The following is a 14608-nucleotide window of genomic DNA, read 5'->3' on the forward strand; positions in this document are numbered from 1 at the left end:
CTTATCAGGTTCAAGCGTAACAAGTTTTCTATCCCAAATGACGGTGTCATTTTGTAGGCTATTTAATAAGATAGTTCTTAAGTCATTTCTGTTTATTTCAGGATTGTCAAATCGATTTTCGGGCTTTACATTTTTTGTGGATAAAATATTGCCTTTTTTATCAGCAATATTTACACCCATTGGTAAGGCTAAGTCATAATAAGTTTGTAACAATCCCGCTTTTTTCATTGCTTCCTGACCTGAACCTTTGTGTAGGTCAAGGGTTCCACCAAAAATTCTTGCCTCTCGGTCGTTGTCTCTTTCGTAAACTGAAACGTCTATGCCGTTTTGCTGTAATAATTTTGCCATAGTCAGTCCAACGGGTCCACCACCAATTATTGCAACGTTCTTATCACTAAGTAAATTCATTTGTTTGTCTGTATCTATTCGCATTGTCATTCAAAAATGGCCCATAACGAAAAATGGTAGCCGTAGTTGCCGGATTTACAGCACTTTCGTATCAATTTAGCACTTCGGTTCGTTAAAAGCACCAAAGTATCAAGTTGGCACGAAAGCCGGCAATTATCGGCTACCATATGTTAGTGGCATTTATCATTTCATTATATTCATTTGCTTTAACGCATTTTTTGTTACATTAATTCTCGATGAAATAAAATCATCAACATTCAATCCGTCTGTCGGAATTACATTTGTTGCAAAAAAATAAACATTAGATTTTGTTTCAACATAACCAACAAACCAACCATTATATTTTTCTTCTATCGAACTTAATCCAGTCTTACCGCTTAAAATGTAATTTTCAGTTCGCTCAATTTCCATAATATTTTTGACAATCTTTATTGTCCTATCAGAAATTGGAAATTTTGAAAAATAGAATTTCCTTAAAAAGTCGATTTGTTGTTTTTGAGATATTTTTGAATTTCCTTCAAGCCAAAAATTATCAATGGTTAAAGTGTCGAAAACCATTCCTTTGTAATCTAATTTTCTCAAATATTTTTTCATTCTTTTTACACCAACTTTTCTAGCAATTTCTTGATAACAAGGAACACAAGAAACTTGAAACGCTTTTTTAAAAGTCAAATCTTCTTCCCAACTTTTAAATCTCCGTTTTTCACCATTCCATTTGAAAATTGCAGAATCATTTTTAATTATTCCAGTTTCTAAAGCAATTATTGAGTTCGGAATTTTGAAAGTTGATGCTGGAATTACTCCAGTTTTTGCCCAAGAAAAATCGTTAGAATAATATATTTTGTTTTTTACGTCATAAATTAAAATTGATCCGTTTACTTCTAAACTATCCAAAATATTTCCAAATTCTGTTTTTACAACTTCTTTTGTATTTAGTTTTTTAGTTTGGCAATTTGCGGTAAAGTTTACTAATATAATTATATTTAAAAGTATTATTATTTTTCTCATTTTAATTTTTGTTTCATTAAGGTTTATGTCGCTTCAAGATGACGCACAACGTTGTTCGGCTTTGCGTTCGGGCGGGTTTCGGAGCACAAAAGCCTAAATTTATTTCTAATGTTTAATCGAAGCACAAGGCTTCAAGTTTATACGTCAGCCCGCCTGACGCAAAACCGATGTTAGCAGTAGTGCTTATGCAGTTGTCCACTGTTTAGGTAGTCCAACTTTTTTAAGCATTTCATTTGCTTTTTCCAATTTGTCTGGGAATAGGATTTTGTCGTCAAACTTGTTTAACGCTTTGTCCACCCGAACAATCGGAATTTTACGTTTCTTTATTTCAGTTGTTACTTTCATATCAATTGAATTTTGATTTTACAAAGTTAATTATTTTTTTGTTTTCCTACGCACTAAAAATCCGTCATATTCAACATTTTTTTTGAACGGAAACCAATCCTCATCTTTCTCGCCCAAAACTTCAAAGTCTTCTGTTACTTCCGAAAGAAATTTTGTTATTCCCATTCGGTAAAGTCTTGTTCGGGATTTTGTGCTACCTGTCGCATAAATCCAAGCGTTCGGATATTTGTCGGTAAAAGCGTAAAGCGTTGCGGCAACTGTCGCCAAAACTTTTTCGCTATCCCCATTGTTTGAAATTACTTTATCGTCTATGTCGCCTGTTGTTAGGTCTTTGTCGCCAAACGCAAGGTTGTAAACGTTTTTCACGTTGGTTTCTTGGAAACGCACAAGTTTTTCAATTAAGCCTTTCTGTCCTTCGCTTGTAAATTCAAAGGTCATTAACTTGTCGCTCGATGCCAACGGATACTTTGGTAATTTCATTTCCTACTTCTTTCTTTCAGTTCAAATTTTTGTCAAAGATACGATTTTTTTCGTCACGCATTACTGCTAACGGTTCTCAACTAGGAGACGCGGGCTTTTCGGTTGTGGTTGTTCAGCCCGTGGCTTTTAGTTGATGTTAGTAGCATCATTTTTCAAGTTAAACTTTTTAAAATTTAATATAAAGACTGTTGTCATTATCACTCCTAAACAAACAGCATATATAGCTCCTATTTTAAATCCTAGAATCAAAACAATATTTTGCAGAATTACGCTCAATACTGACCAGATTTTCAATTCATTTGTGTTTTTAATTGCAAGAGAAATGATCAAGGGAATAATCATCGCAATATCAAACATGAAAACTTTAACTGCGAATAAATAACCTTCATAGAACCTTTTGTTTATATACATTTCATATAAATCAGACATATAAGTTAATGTCATAACGATAGTTCCGATTAGTAATATATATGCAGTAATTTGTTTCAAATGAAGTATTGTTTTTAGTAAATAAAGACTTTAAAAAGTATGTAAGCCAAAAAGTAAGAGGTTATAAGACCAGAAATGACACCATGCTTTGCCTTAAACTCCCACGAGTATGTGACCAAACCAATTATAAGGGTATAAGCAACAAGAAAAATTACACTAAACAATACGTGAGCCATATCGCCTCCCGATTGTCCTTTTAACCAAAAGTATAACATCGTAAACACTGATAGAAATCCGCAGATTACCAAAAGTGTATGTTTAATTAATTTGGTTTTGTTCATTGTCGTTTTAATAATATTTTTCGATTACGGGCTACTCTGGTTATTGCTACTAACGGTTCACGGCTTGGCGTTTGTGGCGGCAATCAGGGAACATCAGCCCAAATTTAGCACAAAAGTTTAATAGTAGCACTAAGCTCAAATTATGCACGTCAGCCGCCATAACGCCAAACCGATGTTGGCAGCTGTGGTTTTTTCCGTCCGTTCGTATTTGTCTGTCAGGTTTGGTGTGTCGGCAGATTTAATTTTTTGCGAAGCGTGGAAAGATTTTTTTGTTTTTTCTGTCGTGCGTTGGAAAAAGCAAGCTCTTTTGCAAACTTTGGCTTGTGTGTCGCCTTGTGCGGTTTGCAAATGTGCTTGCTTTTAGCGTTGGTTTGTCAAAATTTCATTCGTTGTATTCGTACTGCGTTTAAGATTGCCAATAATGCTACACCTACATCGGCAAAAACGGCTTCCCACATTGTTGCCAAGCCACCTGCACCAAGTATTAAAACAATTCCTTTTACTACAAATGCCAATGTGATATTTTGCCAAACAATTTTCTTTGTCTGTTTACCGATATTGATTGCCATAGGTATTTTACTCGGCTTGTCGTCTTGTATTACTACGTCTGCTGTTTCAATGGTGGCATCGCTACCTAAACCGCCCATTGCAATACCGACATCACTTAACGCTACAACAGGTGCATCATTTACACCGTCTCCGACAAAGGCAACGGTTTCATTTTTGGCTTTGATTTCTTTTACCTTGCTTACTTTGTCTTCGGGCAACAAGTCGCCAAAAGCGTTTGCAATTCCTAATTGTTCGGCAACAAATTTCACAACCGAACTTTTGTCGCCACTCAACATTGTCGGTTTTACGTTGAGCATTTTCAGCTTGTCAATGGTATTTTGTGAGTCTTGTTTTATGCTGTCGGCAACGGTAAGATAACCTACAAATTTGTTGTCGTAAGCAACGGCAATTATGGTGTAAACAATTTTACTTACATCAACATCGTGCTGAATGTTAAACTTGTTCATCAATTTGAAATTTCCTACTAATAATTGTTTTCCGTTTACTTCGGCTTTCAGTCCGTGTCCTGCAATTTCTTCGGTGTTTTCTAATTTGATTTCATTATTTGTTTTGCCAACATATTCGTGAATGGCAGTTGCTACGGGGTGCGTACTCAATCGTTCCAAAGCGTCCACCATTTGTAGCATTTCTGTTTGATTAAATGCTTTGTCAAATACCACTTCCTGAACCTTGAAAACACCCTCCGTCATTGTACCTGTTTTATCCATTACCACGTTTTGAATATTGGAAAGGGCATCTAAAAAGTTGCTTCCTTTAAACAATATTCCATTTCTTGAAGCTGCTCCAATTCCTCCGAAATAACCCAATGGAATACTTATAACCAATGCACAAGGACAAGAAATAACCAGGAATACCAAAGCTCTGTACAACCAATCCTTAAACTCATAATCAGCTACGAAAAAGTAAGGCAGCACACAAATAGCGACCGCTAACAGTACCACGATAGGGGTATATATTTTCGCAAATTTCCGGATAAATAATTCCGTTGGTGCTTTTTGTGAAGTAGCATTTTGTACCAATTCCAAAATTTTGCTCAACTTGCTATCCGTATATGCGGTTGTAACCTGCACTTGTGCAACGGTATTAAGGTTTATCATACCCGCCAAAACCGTTTCGCCTTTGGCTTTGGTGTCGGGCTTGCTTTCGCCTGTGAGTGCTGCGGTGTTGAACGATGCCGTTTCAGATAACAGTTCTCCGTCCAAACCTAATTTTTCGCCCGGTTTCAGTTGTATGATTTCGCCGATGTTTACAGTTTCAGCCTTTACGGTTTCCGGCTGATTGTTTCTTAAAACCGTTACCTCATCAGGTCTTTGGTCGAGCAATGATTTGATGTTTGCTTTTGCCCTCGAAACAGCCATTGTCTGAAAAACTTCTCCAACAGCATAGAATAACATCACGGCAACACCCTCCGGGTATTCGCCAATGGTAAATGCCCCAATGGTGGCAATGCCCATTAAAAAGAACTCTGAAAAGATTTCCCCTTTTCTGATGCTTTTCACGGCATCTGTCAATACGGGAAACCCAACGGGAGCATACGCAACCACATACCAAATAATCCTTACCCAACCCGTAAACCATTGCTGTGGAAGCCAGTTGTCAAATGAAATGGCAACAAGCAACAATACCAATGATATTATACTCGGCAAAAACATTTTAATTGGACTACTCTCACTATGGCTGTGGTCGTGTCCGTCATCATCGCTGTGGTCGTGTTGATGCTTTTCATTTACCAGCTCTTTTGCACCTGCTTGGGTGTAAATTTTTTCTTCCTGTGTGCAACAAGTCATTTTGCCTTGTGCATCGTAAGTATGCTTGTGATTTTTGTCTGTATTTATCATAGCCTTTAATTTTTTAGGTTCGTTACACTTTTATTTCTTATTCTTTCCACGTTATTATTCATTATATGCCTCACAATATGCTGAAAAATAAACTTCTTGAAAGCGTTCAGCTTTTGCTGATGTTTTGCATAGAACGCATCTGGCGTATCAAAAACACCAAAGTCCTGATTGATGCCTTTATCCTGAATAAACGTATTGTTGAGGTTCCATTCAATCGGTGGGTTCTCAAAATTATCTGTATAAACCCCGAAACCACAAAACGTGGTTTTGCAATCGCTGTTCTGCTCCTGCAATTTTGTGAGATAAGGTTTATCCAAAATCACGCCCTCTAAAAAATACCACTGTTCATTTACCAATACCTCAACCCAGCTATGTAAGATGTTTTTCGGCGAAAGTTTGTACCAAATACCCGTAATAGCTCCCTTTTGCAAGGCTTTATCAATGGTAAAACCGTGAATGCGATTAGGTATTCCCGTTGCTCTTAATAACGCCATTAGCAAAGTTGCTTTGGTATTGCACTGTCCGTAACCGTCTTTCAGAATTTCTGATGCAGGTATATCGTCCGAAACATTGTAGCCAAATTTTATTTCATCCCTGACAAAATTGTAAATGGCTTTAACTCTTGAAACAGTGTCCAAATCTTTCCACCCTCTTTGTTCCAATAGCTCTTGTATAGAAACGTTTGAGTAGTCAAGGATTTTTGTTTCTTTAAGATAGTTGTCCATAACACATTTATATTTATAACAAAGGTACACAGGGAGAGCTTGCAATGCTATTGCAAACTCTCCTTTAAACAGTTCTCACAAATACCTTTACCAAATAATTTTATTTCGTCAATACGGTAATTTTGACTTCCATTCTGCGGTATAATAAAATCCTCCTTACAGGTTGTCTGTTTACAAATCTTACAATAGAAATGTAAGTGCCAATCCTTGTGCGTTTCTTCATCACACCCGTCGTGGCACAAAATATACTTAACCGTAATGTTCTCCTGAATACTGTGTACAATGCCTTTTTCCTCAAAAGTTTTCAAAGTCCTGTAAATCGTAACCCTGTCTGCTTTATAAAAATGGCTTTCGATTTCAGATAAGGACATCGCTGTTTGCTGTTTCTCTAAAAAATCGTACACCAATATCCGCATACTGGTCGGATTAGTATTCTTTGACAACAGCTTTTGTTCAATGTTCTTTTTCATTATATACTATTTTAGTGACCGTGACCATCCTCGCCTGTATCATCCATTTTTGCATTCACAAAAAATGCACCTTTTACCACGATATGTGTACCTTGTGGAGTTTCACTTACAGGCGTTATCGCCGTGTAACCCAATTGAGAAGCACCTTTAACGACTTCCACTCTTACAAATTGAGTTCCTTTTTCCGAACCGTGGTCGTGAGCCTCGTCCTCTTTGTGGTCGTGTGGTTCTTCTTCCTGCTCCTTGACCAAAAAGATGTAATACTTCCCGTCTGCATTGACAATCGCTTCATTGGGTACAGCCGTACTTAGTACATTATCTAAACTTACCGTTCCGGTTATGCTCATTCCGTCAATCAATCCTGTTTTATCGCCTGTAATTCTGCTGTGAACGGCAATGGTCTTACTCTCTCCGCTAAAAGATGAACCAATACTGTACACTTCGGCAGAATAGGTCTTATTGGGATTGTTGGTTACGACAAAATCTATTTTCTGACCTATTTTGATAAGGGGAATATCCTTTTCATAAACCTGTAAATCCAAGTGCAATGCTGTGTTTTCTATTATTTCGGCAATAGGCGAAGACACATCTACATAGCTTCCGATTTTGGCAAAAACGTTACTTACCGTACCGCTTATCGGGCTTGTAACGACCAACGAGGATTTAAGGCTGGAATTTGACAGGGAAGTCGGATTAATGCCCATCATTTGGATTTGTTGTTGTAACGATGCTTTTCGTGTTCTCAACGTGTTCAATTCAGATGTGGCACTTTGCAGGTTTTTCTTTGCACCTGCATTTCCCTCGTTCAGCTCTCTTTGTCTTGCGACTTCCTGCTCTGCAAATTCTATACGGCTATTGATGCTTAGGTATTCTTCCTGCAACTGTATGAATTGCGGATTGGAAATAGTGGCGATGACCTGACCTTTCTTTACGAAATCGCCTATCTCCACATTGAGGGATTTGATAACGCCGCCAAACATTGAAGTTGCATTTGCCTTGTTGCTGTTGGGAACTCTCAATGCACCATTGGCTTTCAATGTTGCGGATAATTGCTTCTGTTCAATTGAACCGATTTCAACACCCACGGCTTTCATCTGCTCATCGGTCAGCACTGCAACATTTTCGTCTTCTTCTTCGTGTTCGTCCGTTGTTGTTTCTGCTTCCGTTCCGTGATTATGCCCATCGCCCTCTTTATGATTATTTGTACAGGCGTTGAAAGCAAAGAATGCTACGAGGACAAGAATGCCAAAAACTATATTATTTATGATACGTTTCATATATTGTATTATTTGCTGATTAATGAATGGATAAGCGTTACAGCCTCATTGATTTGCTGTATGCTCTTTAAATAATTAAGCTGAATATCGGTAGTTGTCTGCAAAGCAAATAGGTACTCCACATAAGAAATATCTCCGGTACTGTACCCCAGCTTTGCAGCATTGATAATCTCATCAGCATTGGGAAGTGCCTGCTCCTTGAAATAGGTAAACTGCGCTACATATTGTTCGTATTGTTTCAAGGCGTTTGCCAATTCCGTTTTAAGCTGTTGTTCCTGCCATTGCGCATTTAATTCCAATGATTGTTTCTTGTAATCAAGCGAGCGAATTTTTGCTTTGGTGGTTGTAAAAATGGGGATTGTAATACCTACATCAACAAAACTAAACCGCTGTCCTCTGCCATAAAATTGCTCTACACCATTTTTACTGTGCATTCCTATCAGCGATATGTTATTATAGCCGAACGTAAAATCAGGCAGGCTGTTTGCCCGTTCCAATTTCTTGTTCTGTTCGGCAATTTTCGCCTCTTGGTACAATAGCTGGATGCTCGGATGATTTGCAACAGCCGAACTGTCAATGAAAGAAGTTAATAGTAATGGTACATAGTCGGATTGGGGTTCAATGGCAAAATCCTCCTGTGTCTGCATCAGGTTTTTAAGGTTCTGATAGGCATTTTGCCTGAAAACCTCATTTTGCTGGAGCAATAAATTGATTTCCCCCTGTTTGGTAACAGCCGTACTGACTTCAATACGTCCTATATCTCCGGTTTTATAACGCAGTTCCGCCACACGGATAAAGTCTGAATAAATATTATCCAAATACTTCAATACCGAAGCATTATGTTCCAAATACTCTAACTGATAATAATATGTTCTTACCTGCTTTTTTAGCTCATTTTCTGTAAGAGCCTTTGACCATTCCTGACCTTTGACCTGCTCTTTGACAAGGTTTTTCTTTACCCCAAAAAGTGTTGGAAAGGGTATGGTCTGTGAAATTTGGAAACCGTCATTATATTCAAATCCCTCATTATTCCCGTATTGGAAGTTTACATCGGTCTTCGGTAGTTCATACGCCGTCTTGCTAAGGCTTTGGGCAGATTGAATATCCATATTTTTGGAACGTAGCTGAGGGTTGTTCTCCATAGCTATTTCGATAGCTCTATCTACATTTACCGGATTTTGTGCCTTACTGTTTTGAGAAAAGCCTAAGAACGCAAACAGCAACAATAGTGGTGTTATGGCTTTCATCTTATTATTTTTTGTAGGCTTGTGATTTCTCATAAATACAAGGTATAGCAAAGGCAGTACGAACAGTGTCAATGCTGTTGCTGAAATCAATCCGCCGATAACCACCGTTGCTAATGGTTTCTGCACTTCTGCACCTGCACTTGTACTCAATGCCATTGGTAAAAAACCTAAACTTGCTACCGATGCTGTCATCAATACTGGTCTTAGCCTTGTTTTGGCTCCCTCGATAATCCTCGGGATAATCTCGTTCCAGCCCTCTTTTTCCAATCTGTTGAATGTGGAAATCAGTACAATCCCGTTCAGAACGGCGACACCGAACAGGGCGATAAACCCAACACCTGCCGATATACTGAAGGGCATATCCCTCAACAAAAGGGCAAACACGCCTCCAATGGCACTCATCGGGATAGCTGTATAAACCAAAACGGCTTCCTTGAACGAATGGAACGTGAAATACAGTAGGATAAAAATCAGAAGTAGTGCGATAGGCACTGCAATCAATAATCTGTCGGTAGCTTTTTGGAGGTTCTCGAACTGACCGCCATAGGTAAAATAGTAACCTGTCGGGAGTTTAACCTGTTCCGCCAATTTATCCTGAATTTCATTGACAACACTTGCTACATCACGCCCCTGCACATTGAAGCCCACATATATCCTGCGTTTACCGTCTTCACGGCTGATTTGTGCGGGACCTAATTTGTAGTCGATGTTGGCAACCTGCGAAAGCGGAACCTGCTCTCCGTTCGGAAGCGGAATAAACAGATTACTTACATCCTCGATGGAACTGCGGTGTGCTTCATCAAGCCGTACGACCAAATCAAACCTACGTTCGTTTTCATACACTACGCCTGCTGATTTACCTGCAAACGCTGTACTGACAATATCGTTTATCTCCTGTACATTCAAGCCATAGTTGGCTATTCGGGTACGGTCGTATTCGATATTGATTTGCGGAAGACCAGCTACCCGTTCCACAGTTGGAGCGGTCGCACCCTCTACCGTTTGGATAATGGCATTCGCTTTATTGGCATAAATCAACAGGCTGTCAAGGTTCTCCCCGAATATCTTCACGGCTACATCCTGCCTGATACCTGTCATCAGTTCATTGAACCGCATCTGTATCGGCTGGTTAGCTTCAAAGAATACACCCGGAATAACTTCGAGTTTCTCCATCATTTCATTGGAAAGCTCGTCATACGATTTCTTTTTTTTCCATTCGTCCTGCGGTTTCAGTATAATCATCAGGTCGGTAGCTTCCGGAGGCATCGGGTCGGTCGGTACTTCGGCAGCACCTGTCTTGCCTACGACCATTTTTACTTCGTCAAATTCCTTGATTATTTTAGATGCCTGCATAGAGGTTTCCACGCTTTGGCTTAACGATGTTCCCTGTGGGAGGATACAGTGGAAAGCAAAATCGCCCTCGCCTAATTTTGGCAGGAACTCTCCGCCCATCCGTGAAAATAGAAATATACTTATGGTAAACAGTCCAACGGCAATCGCAATAACCACATATTTTATCCGAATGGCTTTTTCTAACAAAGGCTTATAAACACCTTGCAGATAGTCCATCATTTTGTCTGAAAAATTCCTTTTGGTAATCGGTTTCTTAGACAGACACAAGGCACTCATCATCGGGATATAGGTAAAGGACAAAATCAGTGCTCCCAATATGGCAAAACTTACGGTCTGTGCCATTGGCGTAAACATTTTCCCCTCTATACCGACCAAAGTAAGGATAGGGATATACACGATAAGGATAATAATTTCTCCAAACGCCGCACTTGTACGGATTTTTCTTGCAGATTCATACACCTCCTCGTCCATTTCTGTCTGCGTAAGTTTCTGTGTGGATTTCCGTAAGCCCAAATGGTGCATTGTCGCCTCAACGACTATCAGGGAACCGTCCACTATCAATCCGAAATCAATAGCCCCCATACTCATCAAATTGGCACTCACACCAAATAGCCGCATCATTCCCAATGCAAAAAGCATTGATAACGGTATGGCGGACGCTACGATTAAACCAGCCCTGAAATTCCCTAAGAAAATAATTAATACAAATATTACGATTAAAGCTCCTTCAATAAGGTTTTTTTCGACAGTACTTATGGCTCTATCTACCAAATTCATTCTATCCAAATAGGGTTCTATGACCACATCTTCGGGCAGGGATTGTTGGATAACCGGTATTTTTTCTTTGATGTTTTTTACGACAGTGGCAGTATTTTCTCCCTTGAGCATCATCACAATACCTCCCACAGCATCTACCTCGCCGTTATAGGTCATAGCACCGTATCGGGTAGCGTTCCCGAATTTCACTTCAGCTACATCTTTGATGAATACAGGAACAGTACCTGTATTTTTAACAACAATATTACCTACATCTTCCAGTGAAGTGACCAGACCAATTCCCCGAATGAAGTATGCATTGGGTTTCTTATCAATATAAGCACCTCCCGTATTTTGGTTGTTGTTTTCGAGTGCGGTAAAAATATCGGAGATACTGACGTCCATTGCCTTGATGCGGTTAGGGTCAACGGATACCTCGTATTGTTTGAGCAGACCGCCGAAACTATTAACTTCTGCAATTCCCGGAGTACCGTAAAGTTGTCTGGCAACAATCCAGTCCTGCATTGTACGCAAATCCATTGCGGAATATTTATCTTCACTGCCTTCTTTGGGATGAAGAATATATTGGTACACCTCGCCAAGACCTGTACTGACAGGGGAAAGTTCAGGTGTTCCGATGCCTTCCGGTATCTGTTCCTCTGCTTCTTTCAGTTTTTCATTGACCAATTGCCGGGCAAAATAAATATCTACATCATCTTGAAATACAACGGTGACAACGGAAAGTCCAAACCTCGAAATACTTCTTATTTCTTCCACTTTGGGAAGATTGACGATGCTTTGCTCAACGGGAAAAGTAACCAATTGCTCTACTTCCTGTCCTGCCAATGTAGGACAGAGTGTAATAATCTGAACCTGATTATTGGTAATATCAGGTTGGGCATCAATAGGGATTTTGGTGGCACTCCATACCCCCCAAATGATGAGAAACAAGGTCATCAATCCTATAATGAACTTATTCTTTATAGAGAATTTTATAATACTATTTAACACTTCTATTGTGATTAATGATGAATAATTAATGATAAATTGCAATGATTATGAATACGAGAAATACGAAGTATGACCCAAAACATTCAGCTTGTTGCTGTACGCAAAAAGCTATAATCATTAAAACATTAAAAATTATGCATTAATCTTAGGCGGTTGCCAAATGTTTCCGTAGAAATTGGAAACTAATACAAAATCACGTCTTGGGAATGTGGTTTTTGAACTTACAGGGGTTTTCTTTATATAAAGTTTATAAACTCCGAGATTTGTACTTGCCGTTGTACCACAACAAGTACAAGTACAAAACGGACTGCAAGTATCGTTATGGTCGCTCTTGTGGCTGTGAGCATCTGCACGTTCTGCAACTTCGGTTTTACTTCTGCAATCATTAGACGCATCACTACAAGGCATTACTGATAATGCCAAAATGTAAATGCTGAATATGTATGCAAAAAACTTCATTTGGTGGCAAAGTTAGTAAAATTCTGAAACGCTGTATTCAAAGCGTTGGAAAAAAGTGGCTCTTTTGGTTTTGCGAAGCGTTGGCGTTGTGTGTCGGGCAAAACCAAATGTGCCACTTGTGCGGTGGCAGAAAAACAAAAAAATGTGTGTTGGGCAAAAATTAAATCTTTGTCTTGTGTCATTGTCTGCTCGTTTTTTCTGTCCGTTTGGTCTTGGTAGTGTCGTCCGTTACCATTGCTGCCAACGTTTTGCAGCTACCCGAAGGTGGCGATTTCGAAGCACTTCAATGTCAACCAAGCAGAAACTTTGATAGTAGCACAAAGCTCGATTTAACCACTGAACCGCCACTTTTGGGTAGGTGCTGTTATACACAGGCATTCTTGGTTCTGTCTTAAAATATAAAGCCGATACCTGTTTCAAATATATTTTTAATTGGGTTTGGGTCATTAGCGAATTTGTTCAATCTATATTGATAGTTGGCTTTAAATACAATATTCTCTTTAGTATTAAAATTCACTCCAAATGTCCAAATGTTCATATTATTTTCTACTCTGGGCAAGGCTTGAATGTCTTGATGAATACTTTGGTGAGTGTTCAATCTTTCGTATCGTGTGAAAAGGCTTAACTTCATTTCGTGAGTGTCATACAAAAATGTTTTCTTAGATTTGATGTTTTCCTTTTTTCTTAGATATGGTAAAATATCACAACCCAATTCAAACAAATATCCATAAACTTCTTTTCCTAAGACTTGTCCATTGTTTCCGTTTTCATCTTTAGTGAGTTCAAATATTTTTTCAGTGTCCCCAAGTCGTCCATAAGTTCCAACCGATATGAACCTGAAATTTTTCCAATCATATTTTGCATAAGCAGTTGTCAAATTAATGTTGCCATTCACTTTAATCTGTTCGTTGTTAATTTCAACGGTTTCTCCTTGTCCTGAACCACCGTAATACCCTGAAGCCGATAAAGTCAAGTTTTTAATGCCTGTGTAATTTATTTGTGGGTTTATGGAGATTGATTTTGGCACATCAAATCTTATTTCTCTTCCTTGTCTTATCCAAGTTCCACTCAAATAATTTCTGCTGTTTAGACCTTGCGAAAAACCAAGTGCATAACTCCAATTCTTTGAGATATTACCATAAAACATTGCTCCAAATTCTATCCACGTAGATGGCGTGATAAGTCTTTCAACTTCGGAACGATTTACGGAATAAAACATTATTGGTTCGTCATTATTGTTGACATAACCAATCGTCAATGGATAAAATCCAACACGAGCTTTTAAATAGTCTTTAAAAAGATAATCAAAGAATGCTTCTATCACTATTTCGTGATGTGTCTCTTCGGCTTTATAATGCAAAAACTCAATCTGAAACTCCGAGTTCCAAATTAGTTTGTCGGTGATGCGATAACCAAAAAAAGTTGCATACCTATAAAGTCCTGAATAATACAATTCCAAGTCGCCAACATCTGTATTTACATTATCTTGTATAGGGACATAGTTAAATTCGCCAAAACCGCTAATTGAATATCTTTTGTCTGAAAAAAATATTTTAGAAGCAGCAAGTGCCAATCCTGGTTGTTGTTGATATTTCAGTTTTTCAATTGTCCGCACAGTATCGGCTTTTTGTATGGTGTCATTCTGTCCTTGTGCGTATATGTTTATTGTCAATAGTAATGTTGCAATAATTGTAAAATGTAATCTTTTCATTCTTCTCTTTTTTCTACTTCTGTCGGTTTTTTATGCTTGTGTATAACGGTCCGGGTATTGCCGAAGGCAGGGCTTTTTAGCACTAAAACTCATTAGAATTCCTACCGTTTAATTTATTCCAAATGTTTGATAGAAATCCGTCAGCCCCGCTTGCGGCAATACCTTGTTATACGATGTTTG

Annotated in this window: 12 protein-coding genes; all 12 read right to left on the reverse strand. The window is 38.6% G+C overall.

From position 1 onward, the window contains the following. On the reverse strand, window positions 1-438 hold a 438-nt coding region (locus VQ048_RS11125), incomplete at its 3' end, for an FAD-dependent oxidoreductase (RefSeq protein ID WP_327611757.1). Window positions 439-591: 153 nt separating this feature from the next. After that, window positions 592-1416, reverse strand: a complete 825-nt coding sequence (locus tag VQ048_RS11130) for a class D beta-lactamase OXA-1422 (protein WP_214192608.1) — start codon at window positions 1414-1416, stop codon at window positions 592-594. A 183-nt stretch (window positions 1417-1599) separates the two neighbouring features. Next, a complete protein-coding gene (locus VQ048_RS11135) occupies window positions 1600-1761 on the reverse strand; it encodes a DUF4197 domain-containing protein (RefSeq protein ID WP_141113035.1) in 162 nt (53 codons plus the stop codon). A 30-nt stretch (window positions 1762-1791) separates the two neighbouring features. Further along, window positions 1792-2241, reverse strand: a complete 450-nt coding sequence (locus VQ048_RS11140) for a DUF6934 family protein (RefSeq protein WP_041321170.1) — start codon at window positions 2239-2241, stop codon at window positions 1792-1794. A gap of 126 nt (window positions 2242-2367) precedes the next feature. Next, entirely contained in the window at window positions 2368-2730 is a 363-nt protein-coding gene (locus tag VQ048_RS11145) for a hypothetical protein (protein ID WP_327611760.1), read from the reverse strand. A gap of 655 nt (window positions 2731-3385) precedes the next feature. Then, window positions 3386-5419 carry a heavy metal translocating P-type ATPase gene (locus VQ048_RS11150; RefSeq protein WP_327611761.1) on the reverse strand — a complete coding sequence of 678 codons (2034 nt, stop codon included), beginning with the start codon at window positions 5417-5419 and terminating at the stop codon, window positions 3386-3388. 5 nt (window positions 5420-5424) lie between these two features. Further along, window positions 5425-6144: a transglutaminase-like domain-containing protein gene (locus tag VQ048_RS11155; protein ID WP_026711842.1), complete on the reverse strand. Its 720-nt coding sequence runs from the start codon at window positions 6142-6144 to the stop codon at window positions 5425-5427. Window positions 6145-6191: 47 nt separating this feature from the next. Beyond that, window positions 6192-6614: a Fur family transcriptional regulator gene (locus tag VQ048_RS11160; RefSeq protein WP_160368759.1), complete on the reverse strand. Its 423-nt coding sequence runs from the start codon at window positions 6612-6614 to the stop codon at window positions 6192-6194. Window positions 6615-6625: 11 nt separating this feature from the next. Then, window positions 6626-7891, reverse strand: a complete 1266-nt coding sequence (locus VQ048_RS11165; protein ID WP_327611762.1) for an efflux RND transporter periplasmic adaptor subunit — start codon at window positions 7889-7891, stop codon at window positions 6626-6628. Between the two features lie 8 nt (window positions 7892-7899). Continuing rightward, entirely contained in the window at window positions 7900-12258 is a 4359-nt protein-coding gene (locus tag VQ048_RS11170) for a CusA/CzcA family heavy metal efflux RND transporter (protein WP_327611763.1), read from the reverse strand. Between the two features lie 132 nt (window positions 12259-12390). After that, on the reverse strand, window positions 12391-12717 hold the full coding sequence (locus VQ048_RS12970; protein ID WP_340305159.1) for a DUF6660 family protein: 327 nt from the start codon (window positions 12715-12717) through the stop codon (window positions 12391-12393). A 391-nt stretch (window positions 12718-13108) separates the two neighbouring features. After that, on the reverse strand, window positions 13109-14428 hold the full coding sequence (locus VQ048_RS11175; protein ID WP_064968312.1) for a porin: 1320 nt from the start codon (window positions 14426-14428) through the stop codon (window positions 13109-13111). Window positions 14429-14608: the final 180 nt, after the last annotated feature.

Origin of the sequence: Bergeyella anatis (genome assembly GCF_036016955.1) — a bacterium.
In the GTDB taxonomy this organism is placed as follows: Bacteria; Bacteroidota; Bacteroidia; order Flavobacteriales; family Weeksellaceae; genus JAYWXI01.